The sequence below is a fragment of the Microbulbifer maximicatervae (SeqCode) genome (assembly GCF_052468095.1).
In genome coordinates this window covers 587236-603710 of the sequence record NZ_CP174332.1, presented here as the reverse complement: position 1 = coordinate 603710, position 16475 = coordinate 587236, and the positions used below count along the sequence as shown (strand labels likewise).

12 protein-coding genes are annotated in these 16475 nt (G+C 45.7%); 8 read left to right on the top strand and 4 right to left on the bottom strand.

Annotation, left to right across the window (positions count from 1 at the left end; translation table 11 throughout):
- Window positions 1-225: 225 nt before the first annotated feature.
- Complete coding sequence (locus tag ACJJIL_RS02580) at window positions 226-3015, bottom strand: Ig-like domain-containing protein (RefSeq protein ID WP_445361141.1); 2790 nt, start codon at window positions 3013-3015, stop codon at window positions 226-228.
- Window positions 3016-3651: 636 nt separating this feature from the next.
- On the opposite strand from ACJJIL_RS02580, the gene ACJJIL_RS02575 reads away from it, so the two are divergent.
- From ACJJIL_RS02575 to ACJJIL_RS02565, 3 genes are all read left to right on the top strand, one after another.
- Window positions 3652-4011, top strand: coding sequence for a hypothetical protein (locus tag ACJJIL_RS02575; RefSeq protein ID WP_445361140.1), 360 nt, complete (start codon window positions 3652-3654; stop codon window positions 4009-4011).
- A 116-nt stretch (window positions 4012-4127) separates the two neighbouring features.
- Window positions 4128-4391, top strand: coding sequence for a DUF5329 family protein (locus ACJJIL_RS02570; protein WP_445361139.1), 264 nt, complete (start codon window positions 4128-4130; stop codon window positions 4389-4391).
- Window positions 4369-4509, top strand: coding sequence for a DUF5329 family protein (locus ACJJIL_RS02565; protein WP_445361138.1), 141 nt, complete (start codon window positions 4369-4371; stop codon window positions 4507-4509). The genes ACJJIL_RS02570 and ACJJIL_RS02565 overlap by 23 nt, the downstream gene beginning before the upstream one ends.
- Before the next feature lie 131 nt (window positions 4510-4640).
- Here ACJJIL_RS02565 and ACJJIL_RS02560 read toward each other — a convergent pair whose 3' ends face one another.
- On the bottom strand, window positions 4641-4955 hold the full coding sequence (locus tag ACJJIL_RS02560) for a branched-chain amino acid transport AzlD family protein (RefSeq protein WP_445361137.1): 315 nt from the start codon (window positions 4953-4955) through the stop codon (window positions 4641-4643).
- Window positions 4952-5674, bottom strand: a complete 723-nt coding sequence (locus ACJJIL_RS02555; protein ID WP_445361136.1) for an AzlC family ABC transporter permease — start codon at window positions 5672-5674, stop codon at window positions 4952-4954. Before ACJJIL_RS02555 ends, ACJJIL_RS02560 begins: the two co-directional genes overlap by 4 nt.
- A 597-nt stretch (window positions 5675-6271) precedes the next feature.
- Between ACJJIL_RS02555 and ACJJIL_RS02550 the strand changes: the two genes are divergently transcribed.
- Together ACJJIL_RS02550 and ACJJIL_RS02545 are read left to right on the top strand one after the other, a co-directional pair.
- Window positions 6272-9289 (top strand): DUF2339 domain-containing protein, encoded by a 3018-nt coding sequence (locus ACJJIL_RS02550; protein WP_445361135.1) that lies wholly within the window; start codon window positions 6272-6274, stop codon window positions 9287-9289.
- A gap of 145 nt (window positions 9290-9434) precedes the next feature.
- Window positions 9435-12635, top strand: coding sequence for a DEAD/DEAH box helicase (locus tag ACJJIL_RS02545; protein ID WP_445361134.1), 3201 nt, complete (start codon window positions 9435-9437; stop codon window positions 12633-12635).
- Window positions 12636-12839: 204 nt separating this feature from the next.
- On the opposite strand, the gene ACJJIL_RS02540 is transcribed toward ACJJIL_RS02545, so the two are convergent.
- Window positions 12840-13709 (bottom strand): alpha/beta fold hydrolase, encoded by an 870-nt coding sequence (locus tag ACJJIL_RS02540; RefSeq protein WP_445361133.1) that lies wholly within the window; start codon window positions 13707-13709, stop codon window positions 12840-12842.
- A 373-nt stretch (window positions 13710-14082) separates the two neighbouring features.
- Between ACJJIL_RS02540 and ACJJIL_RS02535 the strand changes: the two genes are divergently transcribed.
- The 3 genes from ACJJIL_RS02535 to ACJJIL_RS02525 all read left to right on the top strand — a co-directional run bounded on the left by ACJJIL_RS02535 (window position 14083) and on the right by ACJJIL_RS02525 (window position 16438).
- On the top strand, window positions 14083-14820 hold the full coding sequence (locus tag ACJJIL_RS02535; RefSeq protein ID WP_445361132.1) for an OmpW/AlkL family protein: 738 nt from the start codon (window positions 14083-14085) through the stop codon (window positions 14818-14820).
- A gap of 172 nt (window positions 14821-14992) precedes the next feature.
- The gene (locus ACJJIL_RS02530; RefSeq protein ID WP_445361131.1) at window positions 14993-15427 is read left to right on the top strand and encodes a DoxX family protein; all 435 of its coding nucleotides are present in this window, start codon (window positions 14993-14995) and stop codon (window positions 15425-15427) included.
- A gap of 39 nt (window positions 15428-15466) precedes the next feature.
- Window positions 15467-16438, top strand: coding sequence for a glutathione S-transferase family protein (locus tag ACJJIL_RS02525; protein ID WP_444925916.1), 972 nt, complete (start codon window positions 15467-15469; stop codon window positions 16436-16438).
- The last annotated feature ends 37 nt before the right edge of the window (window positions 16439-16475 follow it).

Below are 16475 nucleotides of genomic sequence, written 5' to 3'. Positions count from 1 at the left end.
CGCTTATTGATTAGAAATAGATAACCTCAGAGAGTTCTATTTTCTGGGGCTTCTTTTATTGAGCTACTGTAGAACTATTTATTGCAGTTTTTTAAAGGACTTGCCATTCAAGCAAGGCCTACAATACCGATCCAGAATCATCTCGTAATTCCAACACCTGGTATACAAGCCTCGCAATTCGATATAAAGATACCGGGCCCCTTTCATTTGGGACCCGGTAGGCTCTTATTTGGAAGCCAGTGCGCGTTGGCCAGAACGCAAGTCAATAACAACAACTCCTTGCACGCCATTCGAGCCACCATCGTAGGCAAAGAGACGGCGGCCTTCTGTGTCAATAGCCATGGAGGAGAGGCTCTCCACTTCAATTCCGTCACCACGGCAGTCGCTATCACAACCCTTGCCACTAGATAGAATTGACTGTGAAAAGTCGTCCATATCAATGGCTACTAAATTTCCGCTGCGGGTACCTACCAAAAGACGGTTACCAATTGTATCCAAAACCACATCATGAGGGTCCATATCTGCGGTACCGCCATTCACAGACGAAACAAAAGTGCTTATTTCACCGGTAGTCAGTTCCACTTGCCAGATACCACCAGTCCCGTAATCGCTGACAAACGCACGGTTATTAGTGAGATCCAAAGCTAAGCCGTTGGCGGAGTCAAAGGAGGGCCCTGTGCCGGTATTATTATCAGAGATAACTTCCCTATCGCCACTATCAATATCTACGCTTACTAACCCTGTATCCTGTAGCAAAACCATGCGATTGTTAGTGGCATCCAACTCCATGGCTTCTACGCCACCAGAGAACGCAGGGCCTTCACCAATACCAGACGCAGAGATACTCTCGAATTCACCACTTTCCAAATCAAGCTTAATTAATTCATCGCTGCTCTCATCGAATATATAGGCATATTGACCTGAGTCATCCGGAACAATCGCAGACGGTCGAACACGAGCTGAAGCGGGCGGAATAAATTCAGCTGCAATGGTGCGGTTGCCGTTTTGTAAATCTATTTCCGCCGCTATAGAACTATCTACAACAACAGTCAGTAACCGGTCAGTCTTACGGTTATAGCTTATATTGTTCCAAACATAGCTGGGACCCGTACCAACATGATTGGAGGAAATTTCTGTACGATCTCCCGTATTGATATCGACAGACATGATCACCGGGTCGAAGAGAATTCCGGACACCAGAAGGCTATCGCTACCGATCCCTTGACTAATTGACTGGGGATTTACAAGCCGCAATCCTTCCCCCTTAGTCCAGTCAGTGACAACTGTGCGATCACCGGTTGATATGTCCACTTGCAGGATATTCTGAACTTGGCCGTTGGTAACATAAATCTTGCCACTGTCAACATCGACGATTAAACCCTTTGGTTGCGACACGGGTTCGCCGCTGCCGATACCATTTCCACTTATTGTTGTTCTATCACCGCTTGCAATATCTATTCTAAGTATAGAATCTGTGCTGTCGTCACCCACGTAAAGCTGCCCATTTGGCTCATCTAGCGCAATACCCTTTGGATATATCATGTCAGCGCCAGCGCCAATCGGGGACGATGAATTAGAACTGGATATCACGGAGTAGCCTCCATTCAGCAGGTCAAATTCAATAATTTCTCCATACGATCCCTGTGCTCTTGTGGCGTAAGCAATACCTCCATAGCCAGTCAATGCCAATGAAGTGAGATCTGCCGGAACCCATGTGGACAATTGCGTACGGTTACCGGTTGTCCGTTGTACAGAGTAGATACTCCCGTCCCCATTCAATACGACAAAGTAGTCATCAGCTGGATCGGCGCGCACCGTGGGGAATTTTTGTACCATATCGATTGGATTCAGAGATGGACCCGACCCAACCGATGGCCCAGAAATTACTCGGCGCGTATATGTAAAATCTACCTCAAATATCATGTTCAAGCCGGTATCAGCGAAATACCGACTCCCATATAAATTGTCGTAGGACACCCCCACTGGCCAATGGATTAAAAGCTCATTCTTGACAGAGTGAGAACTTTGAACCGTTTCGCCCAAGACGAACTGGGCTGAAAGACTATAAGAATCGCGACCTTTATCAACCGTGCTATCGAGATACCAAATTGACGAGGACGTTGCATCCATAATCGGCGACTGATTATCGATCGTGATGCTAGACAATTGCTCGGTAGTATTTTCACCACTTTCCAGGTCTAAGACCCTGGTAGTAAGAGCGAGGTTGGAAAGCTTCCCTCCCATATTGGCACCACCAGTGGGGAAAACCATACGAGCGGAAGGTATAACTAGATCAGTCACAGACACTTGTAGCGTAAGCTGGTTGGCAACTCCTTCACTATCAGCAGCGCTGATTGATAGTTGATAATAATTATCTTCGTCACTATCCGCAGGAGACTCAAAATCTGGAGCAGTGTTAAAGCTAAGTTCACCGCTAGCAGAATCAATAGAAAACAATGCAGTATCAGCATCGTCGCTCAATGAAAATGTGACCCCATCTCCATCTGGGTCCCGAGCCGTAGCGGTGTAAAAAACCCCGCTTACATCTTCTTCGACAGTAACTTCAGTTGCAGATGAAAACTCGGGAGCGCCATCGTTGACATTAATAACTGTTACCACAATTTCCTGGCTCGCCTGACCTCCGTTGCCATCGCTAGCCTCGATTGTCACCTGGTAGATATTATCTCCATCTGCGTCGGCAGGATTCTCGAAGTCTGGAGCAAAACCAAAGCGCAACTGGTTACCGTTATCTATTAGAAATCGGGACTGGTCTTCGCCACCAATAGTGTTGTAACTAATGCTGTCCCCATTGGCATCACTAGCGGATAGTGTAAGCAAAGTACCGGTACTATTTTCCTCCGTAGTGACTTCACTTGCAGAGACAAACTCAGGGGCGCTATTAGTTGAACCACCACCCGAACCACCTTCATTCGAACTGCCACCGCCGCCTCCACCTCCGCAAGCTGCAATTGAAATGATAGAGCTGAGACACAAAACTATCTTAAAGCTGCTCACTATATGATCTCCCCAAGAGTTTTTAACAATTTTTTTGTTGAACTTTTATGGGGCGCAACTTTAGCAAAGAAATTATGGACAAAATAAGGATGTTTGTGGATTTTGCACCCAAATCGTACCAAATAGATTAGTGACCAAGCATTCAATGTATAGACCTTTGAACAAAGTGACCCTAGAAGTTAAGTAGTAATTTCTTGTTATCATTTTTATTAATAACTAGGGTGAAAAAACCTTTTTGCCCCCCCAGGAACTTTAAAGAAAAGACTAGAAACTCAATACCTACGCAAGTCAGTAACCTTTGACTCGGAAATTTCTATAGAACAAACGAATGTCGAAATTTGAGTAGAAGGCAATAAGTTCAATATAGCTAGGAACCATTCCATAATACTAATTATGGAAAAAACACTAAGAACCACTTCAAGACCAGTTTCTAGTACGAAAGCTCTATCTTACATGTATTTTTATCAACCAAGTTGAACGATATATAATCGGCCCTGCCCAATTATTAACTACAATTCGAGTTCTGTTACGACTCTATAAGGCGACTCATGTAGAATGATCCTCTAGATTTCTGAACGGTAGGCTTACCGTTCTATTAAGGGTTAAACACTACAATTTCCAGAGCCTATAGAAGAAATGAAAAAATTCTTAACCATTATTGCAATAGCCTTGGCCACCACTTCCTGTATGACGCTCGAGGTACAGCCTGGCAACGTGATCGGGGACACTGTAGATGCGGGTAAAGAGGCGTTCCAAAGCATCAAGAGAAGCCGTAATGGTGAAGAAGAGAGAGACTTCTCTCACAAAATCAGCTATGACCCAGCTATTTCTAATGCAATCAACATCACCAACTGTAAGAAGGAAATGATGGAGGTGATTTCTGCCTCTGAACTTTCAGTCTCTCAAATCTTGACCGAGTCCTCTGAAGTTGTTGGAGAGGAAGGTAGCAAGAGCGTACAGTGCGCTGCAAGAGTGGTAGTCACTAAGAAGGCTTAAAGCATCAAGCTGCTAGCCTTGAGATATAATTCTGGTGTAGAGCTCCTCTTGACCCTATGCCAGTTCTCGGCCCGCTAATGAACTCCCCTGATACTCCACAGCCAAGGAATGGGAAAATGATTAAAAGTCTCTCAACTTTACTTACCATTATCTCGCTAAGTATGTCCTCTATCTTGGCTCAGGCAGATACTCCTATCAACGAAATAAACCACCTAATGGAGTTTGTCTCTGCTTCAGAGTGTACCTTTATCCGCAACGATAGTGAGCACACCAGCCAGGAAGCAGTGGAGCATATGGAGAAGAAATATAAGTATTTCTCCAACAAAATTGATAGCGCGGAGGATTTTATTAGGCTAAGTGCGACCAAGAGCACCCTTTAGTGGTAAGCCCTACCATATTCAGTGTGCCGATAAGCCTAAAAAAGCATCCCAGCAGTGGCTTTTAGATGAGCTGGCACGCTATCGTGACTCAGTTAAGTTAACGCCTGATAATACTTAGACCATTAATAGCAAGAAGAGCAAATTAATTTAAACTGACACCTTAATTTACCATCAAATTTTGGCTTAACCTAACTTTAGCCTACTAAACTTGCTGCCGATTAGCTTTCGCTCTAAACAGTTAAAGCTCTTTCAGCTAAAAAAGAACTTCATCATTGAAAATGCAAATATGCTAAGAAGGACAACGGCAAGGGTATTCTTAATCACGCAGCTTACTAAAATAGTAAAGAGACCTGCAACAAGGAAGGGGTTAGCCAGATCGGAATTGGAAAGCTCAACCTCTCCAAATACGATTGGAGCAGCCATTGAGGTCAATATACAGGGTGCAGTAAATCTTAAAAAACGTTGAGTATTATTGTTTAGCTTTATTGGAAGATTCTTTACAAAAAAAGCATAACGCATGTAAAAAGTAATGGTAGACATTGCTAAGATTGTATAAATACTCATACCTCTTCCTCCTCGGCCTTGTCTTCCAATAGATAACCTATGCACATACCCATCAATCCTGAAAAGAGTAACCCATTGGGTACTGCAAAAATATGAAACATTACAGAACTTACTGCCGAAATCAAAACAGCAATAAGAGTAATCCTAGATTTAATATTTGGAACTACCATAGCAATAAAAGTTGCAGCAATTGCAAATTCCAATCCAAGCGCTTCTAAATTTGGAATACTCTTTCCTGCAACAACGCCTATAAAGGTGGATAAATTCCATATTAAGTAGAAGGTAAATCCGGACATTAACGCATATTCAAATGAAAAATACCCAAGTACTCTTTTTTTATTCTCTGCAACTGCAAACATTTCGTCCGTAAGTAGAAAGGCAAATACAATTCGCTTGTATACAGGCAGCTTTAAAGCTTCACTTCTAAAAGTTGCTGAGTAGAGTAAATGGCGAGAACTTACAACTGCTGTACTACCAAGAATAGACGAAAGTCCACCGCCCACACCAATAATGGAAAGAGCCGATAACTGGGCTGCCCCGGCAAATACCAGCAAGGACATTAGCTGTGATTCTAGTGGACTCAAGCCCATTTTAATCCCTAAAGAGCCACAAAGAATCCCCCAGGGAATTACAGCTATTGCTAATGGCAAAGTATCAAGTATGGCTGCCATTACAAGTGAATGCGGTCTTTCTGTGGAAATGGCTCTTTGAACATCCATAATAATTACTGACAACTTTTACAATTTGGGAATATCTACTGTTCTACCTGATACAGGATCACAAAGTTACTTGAGGGATACACAATCAAGCATATAAAATTGACGACAACAAATGATTATCAACATGCGATATCTAGATCTTTGAAACCTAGCTTCCATATTTTTCGTGAAATATTTAAAGATGTTTAATCTTCAATCTGGTGGAACTTATATATTTTGAATTACAGGGGGTCAAATGATTTTTCCACATTGAAATATTAAGTGCAAAAAAGTAAAAATATAGAAAAAGTAGTTTTGGTAAGCGCTATACAGTGAAAGAACTATCTTATCGAGACCTATCAAGTTTCTTGGTTGAGTGACAACAAACGATCTCCCCTGCCCTAATCACCGTAAAACAGACAGAACAAAAACAGCAATCTTCACTGTAGTGAATCTTCCCATTGTTTATTAATTACCAACAGAGAAGTTGGCGAACACTTACCTAATAAACAGTGATACATTTGTCAAAAATAATTGAATAGATAGCCATAACCCTATAAATACTTGTTCCCTCAGTCAGGCCCAGGTAGCCTCGGAAAAAAGCATTTAGAGCAAGTTATGGAAAGTGAACTGCAATCACTTCGCGCGGAACTAGCCCTGCTGGAGCGAGACAATCGCCGTCGCATTGAGATATTCGAACAGCGGTTATCGACTCTAGAAGCGCAGATACAGCAAGATACAGGGGATCAGTTAGCAAGTCAGCTCCCGACAGTGGATGAGCCAGAAGATGAGCTATCCCAATTGATGGGTACTCATCCCTCCAGGTCCCCGTCGATAGAGCAACCTACTGCCCCTCCTCCTGAAACTCCAACCCAGCCAGCAAGCACTATTACCACTGCTCCTGACACAGCCAGAAAGCCTAGTAGACAGGCTAAATGGCTATCTGAGGAGCTACCGAGTCTATTGGAACCTGCTCTGGAACCCATTAGCCGTGTATGGGGCTCCCTGATGAGTTTCTACCGGCACTATCAAAGCCAAGGGAAGGCTCCTGTCTTCTTTATGACCGCTGCCGGTATCCTGGCGCTGGTGTTTGGCTTTGCTTACCTGCTGCAGTTTTCCTTCAATGCCTATTTCGGGCCTGTAGGTAAAGTGACTTTAGGCTTCCTGGTAGCAGCGGCGACTACTACTGGTGGAGTAATGTTCAGGCGGCGCATGCCCAACATGGCGGATTACGGCTCAGGACTGATCGCTCTCGGGGTCATACTGCTTTACTTATGTGGTTACTTTGCCGGGCCTTACTATCAGTTGGTTCCGATTCCCATCGGCGTGGGGCTGCTTGTAGTAACTACCGGAGTTGCTTATTTACTTGCCCTACTATTCGAGACCCGGGTTGTTTCCATGGTGACTCTGCTGGGTGGAGCCACGATGCCCTTGGTGGCCAATCATTTTGATCCATCCGCAGTTATTTATCTCAGCTACTTGTTGGTACTCGCGCTCGCAATGCTGCGTTTGTCCAAGTTGATTCAATGGCCTCAGCTGGCAGTGGTCACCATGGCGCTCAGCGCAGGGATGTTCGAGTTTTCAGTCGCAAACTTGGGCGAGTCTAGCTCAAACTGGGGTCTGTTACTGATACTGCATGGTTTCTTCTATGGGTTTGCCCATTACATACTGGGTGGGCTTAGTGGCAAGGAAATGGATAGGAGGCGCCTCGGTTTGCTGGTAGCAAACCTGGTGCTATTTATTCATATTAGCTGGTCTCTAGCACCCACTGCTAATGCACTAGGTGTGGTTTGGTTACTCAACCTAATACCCTGGGCCGCGCTCGCCATCTACTCACGCCACCTGTTCGGCTACGATGTTAATAGTGCCTCGGCCCGCAGTATCCTCGCAATGGCTTTACTCCATGGGGGCTTGTTAACAGGCCTGGCAATTCTGGCACTTTGCAGCCCTGAATTTTTGGGCATTGTGTGGTGCCTGGAGGGCCTCCTGCTGATTTACCTTGGAATACATTTTGGTTTTGTCAGCGTGCGAAGTGAGGGCTATATCGCTCTAGCCCTCGCCGGCGTAACCTTATTCTTGCAAGCTGTCGTATGGGTGGCTGAGAGCTTGGTTCCTGCTCCACTACTATTATCCTTAGAGGTGAGTGCAGGCTGGACTAACTGGCTGAGCCTCACTGCTGGAGCCTTTGCTCTCACCCAGTTATTACGCCGTAGTGCCGGTAAAATCACTCCCGCAGAACAACGTTTCACTTATATCGCAGAGAATGCTTTCGGACTGCTTTTATCTGCGAGCTTCCTGCTATCGGTGGGTATTATCTGGCCGCAAGGGATGTGGTTGCTGGCACCACTGCCAATGACTTTCCTGATCTGGCGTAGCCAGCGCATGAATTCAGCATTTAGCGAGTGGCTCAGTCTCTGGCATTACCTTCTGTTGTTTGTCCCACTGTTAGCCAGTGCATCGGTTGTAGGCAACCTTCATTTCTACGATCAAATCCCCTACGGAAAAATTGCGAGTATTGAAGCTTTCCTGGGACTTTGGTTACTTGCGGAGCTTTATCACCAGCTGAAAATACAATCACCAGGGCAGAAGCTGGCATTGGCACTGCGTAAACTCTTTTACGCTTTACTGCCCATTATTGCCTTACCTACCATACTGTATAAGGCTAGTGACTACTTCACTGTTGCTATGTGGTTCTCGTGTGGTATTGCCCTATTCCTCTACACATGGCTGCGGATGGAACATCTAAAACAGGAAGTTCGCATTTTGATTTCTGCTGCAAGCCTTATCACTATCGGCGGTTGTCTCCTACAAGAGTTTGTCGGCTGGCAGGGCAAGGCGATGGAGGGGCTAATACTGGGAGTCGCCAGTTTCATAGGGCTCATATGGCTTGGCCAAGGCTTAAAGCGATACCCCGCAGGTAGGGAGTGGCAGCATGCTATTCACTGGGCGCTGAAGCCTGTATTCCCGATGGCCTTCTACTATTTTGCGGCAGTGCTGATAGCTGTCAGTTACACTTTAACTCGTGATTTTGTACTGTCATTACTACTCACCCAGTTCTATTTTGGAGGCCTCTTTTTCAGCAAACCCAGACTGGCACCTTTACGCAACCAGCTTACGCCCTTCTACATGCTGACACTGGGTATTTTTGAATTAATCACGCTGATTCAAGTCGCAGCTGTGATTGTGAAATCGCACAATGCCGAGTGGATTGGGGCCTATAACCTGGTCTCTCTTTGCATCGCTGTCCTGCTGGTTTACCACAAAGCCCTGCCTACGAGAGCCGTATGGTCTGGTCACCGAATGGCAAATATGTGGCTGGTGCATGTTACCGCGATTATTGTTTACGTAGCTCTATTAGCACAGCTATTTGATGCCATGTGGCTACCGGCAGTTTCTTTCGCTCTCGTTGTCCATGCAACCCTACTATTGTTCCAAACATTAAAGCCCGAAACCCAGAAACTACTTAAGTTGTCACTAATTATCTACGGCATAGCTGCACTGAAGATTGTGCTCTGGGATATGCAGGACTTCTCACTAATACAGAAGATAGTCGTTTGCATGTTAGTGGGATTGTGTATGCTGGGGGCGGCCTATCAATACCAGAGATTCCTACCAAATAAAAGGCTGCCTGAATAGGCAGCCTTTTTTCCTTATCGACATAAATTTATTCAGAAATCCCTTAGCTATTAGTGAATTAAGCTCCTTAAAAGAGGGTATTATTAGAGCAAAGAATATTCTTCAAACCTCAAACGCCAGCCAGTAGTCATTACACAACCCAAAAATGAACAACCCTATCGATTTCAGTAGTATTTCCAATCAACTTCCCACTAATAGCCTGTCTAGAGGGAAAAATTACTTCCGGAATGGTTTTGTCGAAAGATTCAATATTTCTCAGGATGGCAAAACGATCACCGGGAAGGTGAAAGGCTCCTACTCTAGTCACTACCATCAATATATATTGATAACTGAAAACCCAATTTCGGGAACCTTTGAAATTGATGGAGAATGCTCCTGTCCAGTAGGGTACAACTGTAAACATGTAGCTGCAGTGCTAATAGCGGTAATTGCTGAGTATAAACATCCATTAGGGCAACCATCAGTCAGTCGTACTTGGGACAACTGGCAACAAGGTGTAAAAGAAAAATATCGTGACTCCGAGCAGGACACATCATCTAATCGCGACCTGCTATACACCTTAGACTGGAGTGATCAATATACCCCAGCTCATGCCCGAATTAGCGTATATTCAGCTCGACGCCTCAAGAAAGGCGGCTATGGAGCGCCTCAGCGAGAATACTTCCATATCAACAGTAGCCTCGCCACTTCAAAAGTCGACCAAAAAATATTCGGCCTTCAACAGCTGCTTTCCCAGTCCTCGTTCAAAAAGAGTATTTCAGGAGAAGAAGGCGCAATGCTGTTGAAAAACCTACTAGCCAGTCAGCGTTTCTTCAGCGATATCGATTCCCTAACCCCGATTCATTGGGGAGAGGCAGTTAAATTGGAACTAAGTTGGAAGGAAAGCAGGAACAGTGCACAGTTGCAATTAGATGTACCTGACCTCCCCGATGATTGGAAGCTCATACCTACCGAACCACCTTGCTATTATTCACCACAGGAAGACATCATTGGTCCCATCATCAGCCCGGTGGATGGGGAAGCGCTTAATGACTTTACAACCATGCCCGCCATTTCTAAAAATGAAATGGGCGATGCTATTACTTTTCTCAATAATCGCTATGGCAGTGAACATTTACCCACGCCAAAGTCAGTGCCCATCATACCTGTGGATGATTTATTGCGGCCCGTTTTAATCCTTAACTCAACTTCTATTCACGAAGGGTCTGAAAGTCTCCATACAGCAAGTTTTCATATTCAATATGGCCCGGTGGTAATCCGCGCGGAGGAAATTCTTACAGAGAATCGTCCTGAATCTAATATCTACGCCCAAAAAGATAAACTATATAAAGTAGAGCGAGACTTCAAACATGAAGCCGCCGCGCTGAAGGATCTCTTGCAGTGGCAATTTAGCCTGGGCGCGGACGAAACTGGTGAACCCGTTTTATTCTTCTCCGATGGCGGACCAGGCCAAACTCCTATTGAGCGCTGGCATGAATTCCTCAATGAGGGTATCCCAAGACTTGAGGAATCTGGCTGGATAGTTGAATTCGAAGATAACTTTTCTTTAAAAGTACACGAGATTGAAGATTGGGAATGGCAAACAGAGCAATCTTCCAACGACTGGTTTTCCCTTAGTGCAACTGTAGATATTGAAGGGCAGTCTATTCATTTAGCACCATTATTATTGCAATATTTGGAATCGGGGTATGTGGCTACAGACGAAGAAGACATATTGGTTCCCCTCGGCTCAGACCAGTATATCCGTCTACCCAGTGCACTATTTCACAACTTATTCGCAGTTTTAGAGGAGTGGTATGACAGCGAGTCCCAAAGCCTCAAAGTGCCCAGGTTTGCTGTTCCGGAACTGCCTAATGCAACTTCAGCCTGGCAGGGCAATAAAGACTTAAAATCGCTGGCTAAAAACCTGCAAAAAGGCCCGCAAAGCATAAAACCACCCAGGGCCCTGAAGGCACAATTACGCCCCTATCAACAAACGGGTTTTGAGTGGCTGCAATACCTGCGTAAACTCAATATGAATGGCATCCTGGCCGATGACATGGGCCTGGGAAAAACTTTGCAGGGACTGGCCCATATCCTCAAAGAGAAAGAAAGCCGGCGCCTGGCCAAGCCTGCCCTGGTGGTTGTACCCACCAGCTTGGTAGGTAACTGGCTTAACGAGGCCCATCGCTTTGCCCCGACCTTAAAGCCACTACTACTTCACGGCAGTAACCGGCATGAGGATTTCCCCCTCATTCCCGAATCCGATCTGGTTATAACCACCTACCCCCTTATTGTGCGGGATAGCGAAATATTAAAAGAACATGACTTTCATTTGTTGATCCTCGATGAAGCTCAGGTTATAAAAAACCCCAAATCGAAAGCGGCACAATTACTCCGCACTCTAAGTGCAAACCACAAAATGTGCCTAACGGGAACACCGCTGGAGAATCACTTGGGTGAGCTGTGGGCACTATTTGATTACCTGATGCCCGGTTTTCTACACAGCCAGAAAAGGTTCAATAGCCTTTATCGGAACCCCATTGAGAAGCAGGCTAATGAGTACAAGCAGGAAGTTCTGAACCAGAGGATCTCACCATTTATTTTACGCCGCACAAAACAGGAAGTAGCCACAGAACTTCCTCCAAAAACAGAAATTATACAGCGGGTTACTCTCGATACCACCCAAGCTGCGCTTTATGAGACAGTGCGTTCAGTGATGGAAAAGCGGGTTAGGGACCTGATGAAGAAGAAAGGTCTAAATCGCTCTCATATTGAAATCTTGGATGCCCTATTAAAGCTGCGACAAATCTGCTGCGACCCCGCACTGGTCAAACTGGACAAGGCAAAAAAGGTTAAGCAATCGGCCAAGCTGGAAGCGCTGATGGATATGCTCCCGGAGATGGTGGAGGAAGGCCGCAAGATACTTTTATTCTCCCAATTTACCGAAATGCTCGGCAAGATTGAAACCGCCCTTGAAGAACAGGCAATACCCTATGTAAAACTCACCGGGCGCACGCGCAAACGTCAGGAAGCGATTGACGCTTTCCAGAATGGCGATGTTCCTGTATTCCTGATTAGCCTAAAAGCCGGCGGTGTAGGCCTAAATCTTACCGCTGCCGACACAGTTATTCACTACGACCCCTGGTGGAATCCCGCAGTAGAAAACCAGGCTACCGACCGCGCATATCGCATCGGCCAGGACAAGCCAGTCTTTGTGTATAAATTTATCTGTGAAAATACCGTAGAAGAAAAAATAGTCGATATGCAGGCGCACAAGCAAGCCCTGGCTGATGCGATTTACAGTAAAGATGGGAAAGATATAACTATGGATTCAGAGCAATGGTTATCATTGTTTGAGGGCTGATTTACGCGATAAAAAAATGAGTGGCAAGGTATGTCGTAGATAGAACCCCATCAGTCATATAATTTCGGTTTTATTGTCGGCTTCCATAAGCTTATTTATAACCAGCCCTCACAATAGGACAGCCTACGGCAGCTTTGAAGAAAATAATCAAGCGGAATTAGGGCAACCTAATTCCGCTATGCCTACTAATTTACAGTAAATTCGCTAGCTTACAAGTTTGGCCAAACCAACTTCTTTTGTGCCTTCTTTACTCTTCTCGTAGTCCAAAAAATTCGTCACAGACTCTACTACCGAGGTATCCCAGACCATTTTCCGGTGTCCCACACCACTAATTTTGATCATCTCCGCTGCGGGCCAGGTTTTGTGAATTCTCTCTCCGTGAAAGATCGGCACTTCATCATCTTCAGTATCGTAAATCATCAGAAGCGGAGTCTCTTCCGGGGTATACATTTTACACTGTAACAATTCCTGCCAAGAGTATCCTATCTGGTCGGCAATCTTGTCTTGGCATATCTCTGTAGTTTCAGGGTTTACCTTCAACAAATTTTCCATAATTTCAAGAATAGGCAGAGGTGCACTCGGTGAGCCGAGTACAGCATAACATTGAGCTTTAAGCCCAAATTCCCGTGCTCTCATCGTCATCATTCCACCCATCGAGTGGCCGACGACGGCAAATATTTCCGAAAATTGACTGGCCAGAGAATAAATATCTTTCGCCATAATATCGAAATTACAAACCTTTCCCTCGGAGTGACCATGAGCAGTAGCATCTATGGCCACCGCTTGGAAGCCTTGCTCGGCAATTGCCATCCCCATAGTGGCCATTTTTGTGGCTTTGGCCTCCCAGCCGTGGCAAAGAATCACTACTGGCCCCTCCCCCCAAGACCAGGCCGTATTTTCTGTACCTAAAGCACCCTGGTAGATAATCTTCCTGGCTTGGGCTAACTGCGCTTTCTCGCGTTCTGAATCTGGATAGTGCCTGGGCCGGGAGGCCATATACATCGCTATATTTGCTGATAATTTGGGGGATAGTCGCCCTGTGAGTTGCATTATTCCCTGTATTATCTTAAGCATATTATTAAATCTCTGATATCCCGTTTTATATGATCATTGATGGTGTTTAATACGCAATAGGAAAATTACACTGATCAATGGTCTCTGATGAGATTTCAACCTAAAAACATTCAATAATACAGGGCAATTTCATCCAACAGATTAACCGATTCGATGATTACTCTTCTTCTGAAATATTTTCCTAACGAAATAGGAAGTTTTTCCCAGAAGAGATCTTTAGAGTTATATCAATAGAATATTGCGCCACCGCTTTTGTTATCTACATGCCCAGTCCCCCAAGACATCTACACTAATAATCTGGCAGTAGATTAGGGTTCTCCTACCCCTATCAGATCTCCTACTTATATTCCATCGGATCTCTGGAAAGTTGGACATGAAAGGAATCAATCTGACAATAGTTTTTTGCATGGCACTATTGCTCACCGGCCATTCCGTGGCGGACTATAAAAAGGGAGATTTTATCGTTCGCGTTGGCGCTGCTGCGGTCGATCCAAACGACGACTCTGGCAGACTCCGCCTAAATGGCACCCCCTTGGACTACACCCGGGTCTACGTGGATACAGGCTACTCCGCTAGCATCACTGGTACCTGGTTATTTGCAGACCATTGGGGACTGGAATTACTGGCAGCTGTACCTTTCCGGCACGATCTTGATGTTCGCGGTTTACCGGACCCGGATACCGGTGATCCACTGGGTCGGGTATCCCTGGGTGACATCAAGCACCTTCCCCCAACCCTCAGCGTACAGTGGTATCCGGTATGCACCGAGTCCTGGGTACAGCCATATATTGGTGTGGGAATTAACTACACCCATTTCTTCGATGAAGATATCAGCCGCACGGCACAAAACTACTTCGATACGGTCCTGGGTGCAGACTCAAGAGCATCCCTGAGCCTGAGCAATTCCTGGGGCCTGGCAGGGGAAGTGGGCATAGATATTGCCTTTGGACGAGAGAGCAACTGGCTGTTTAATGCGGCCATCTGGTACTTGAGCATCGATACCAAGGCCAAAATTCGCTTCCGTACAGAAGATAACGACTACGACCGCATCAATGTCGATGTGGATATCGACCCTTGGGTTTACTCGGTGGGCATCGGTTACCATTTCTGAACTAAGGCCCTATTGCACATAATGATAAGATAGGCTCAACAACCATTCTATTTTTTCGAATGGTTTGGTCGAATTTAACCAATTTTCATTCTATCGATCCCCTGTAAACTGCCTCTTACTCACAGCAGCGACTACTGAGTAGCGCAAAATTCACAGTTTTAGGAGCGATACCATGAGCACATCCACTTTATCCACAAGCGCCAATATCGACGGCAGCTCCCTGTTTTCCGCAAGTGCTGACTTGGCTGGCCGTATCAGCTTGGCGGCGATCTTCCTGTTGGCGGGAATGAACAAGATCCAAAATTATGAGGGCAGTGCACAGTACCTAGCCTATGGCGGTCTGCCAGAATTTCTGCTGCCCCTTGTTATTCTGTTTGAGATAGGTGGTACGCTCGCACTAGTCGCCGGTTTCCAGGTCCGCCTGACCGCCTTGGCGTTTGCTGGCTTTAGCTTAGTTACTGCTGCCTTGTTCCATAACAATCTGGGCGATCAGATGCAGTTTTTGATGTTCTTCAAAAACCTGGCGATTGCCGGCGGCTTTTTGGTAGTGGCAGCCCATGGCGCCGGGCGTTTCAGCTTGGATCACCGCAAAAGCACCAAGCAATAAATTCCTCTGGACCAGAAAATACCGATTGTGGAGTAAAAAATGGGACTGTTAGTCAATGGCCAGTGGCACGACCAGTGGTACGACACCGAGAATTCCGGTGGGAGCTTTAAGCGCGAAGCGGCGCAACTGCGCAATTGGGTGACTGCTGATGGCAGTGCAGGTCCCAGTGGTGACAGCGGCTTTAAGGCGGAGTCCGGCCGCTATCACCTGTATGTTTCACTGGCCTGCCCTTGGGCCCATCGCACCCTTATTTTCCGCAAGCTGAAGAAACTGGAAGAGCATATCGATGTTTCGGTAGTAAGCCCCGATATGCTCGATCAGGGATGGAGCTTTAACGTCGACGAAGGTAGCAGCGGGGACACTCTGTTTAGCTATCAGTTTATGCACCAAGTATACACTCGTAACAAGTCTGACTACTCGGGCCGGGTGACGGTACCAGTACTTTGGGATAAACAAAAAAACTGTATCGTTAGCAATGAGTCCTCTGAAATTATCCGCATGTTCAACAGCGCGTTTAATACCATTACCGGCGATACACAGGACTTTTTCCCCGAAGAGAAGCAGCAGGATATAGATACCATTAATCAACTGGTCTATGAAAATATAAACAACGGAGTTTATCGCTGCGGCTTTGCCACCACCCAGGAAGCCTACGAGAGTGCTTACTATAATTTATTCTCTGCTTTAGACCAGGTTGAGAAAATTTTAGGGGAACAGCGCTATCTGGTCGGAACAGAAATTACCGAGGCAGATTGGCGACTGTTCACTACCCTTATTCGCTTTGATGCTGTCTATCATGGACACTTCAAGTGCAACCGCCAGCGACTGGAGGACTTTCCTAATCTGCGTAACTATGTACGCGAGCTATATCAGTGGCCGAAAGTTGCTGAAACAGTAAATTTCCACCATATTAAACGTCATTACTACTTTAGCCATACATCGATCAACCCAACCCAGGTTGTACCTGTAGGGCCGGAAATCGATTACAACAGCTCTCACAACCGCAGCTAAAAACCCTTGCCTATTCAGCCTGGGCCAGTCAGGATAT

Bases quoted from the DNA above. Each gene is read 5' to 3' on its own strand.
- ACJJIL_RS02575 (WP_445361140.1), top strand. From the start codon at position 3,652: ATGAAAAAATTCTTAACCATTATTGCAATAGCCTTGGCCACCACTTCC.
- ACJJIL_RS02570 (WP_445361139.1), top strand. From the start codon at position 4,128: ATGATTAAAAGTCTCTCAACTTTACTTACCATTATCTCGCTAAGTATG.
- ACJJIL_RS02560 (WP_445361137.1), bottom strand. From the start codon at position 4,955: ATGAGTATTTATACAATCTTAGCAATGTCTACCATTACTTTTTACATG.
- ACJJIL_RS02555 (WP_445361136.1), bottom strand. From the start codon at position 5,674: ATGGATGTTCAAAGAGCCATTTCCACAGAAAGACCGCATTCACTTGTA.
- ACJJIL_RS02550 (WP_445361135.1), top strand. From the start codon at position 6,272: ATGGAAAGTGAACTGCAATCACTTCGCGCGGAACTAGCCCTGCTGGAG.
- ACJJIL_RS02545 (WP_445361134.1), top strand. From the start codon at position 9,435: ATGAACAACCCTATCGATTTCAGTAGTATTTCCAATCAACTTCCCACT.
- ACJJIL_RS02540 (WP_445361133.1), bottom strand. From the start codon at position 13,709: ATGCTTAAGATAATACAGGGAATAATGCAACTCACAGGGCGACTATCC.
- ACJJIL_RS02535 (WP_445361132.1), top strand. From the start codon at position 14,083: ATGAAAGGAATCAATCTGACAATAGTTTTTTGCATGGCACTATTGCTC.
- ACJJIL_RS02530 (WP_445361131.1), top strand. From the start codon at position 14,993: ATGAGCACATCCACTTTATCCACAAGCGCCAATATCGACGGCAGCTCC.
- ACJJIL_RS02525 (WP_444925916.1), top strand. From the start codon at position 15,467: ATGGGACTGTTAGTCAATGGCCAGTGGCACGACCAGTGGTACGACACC.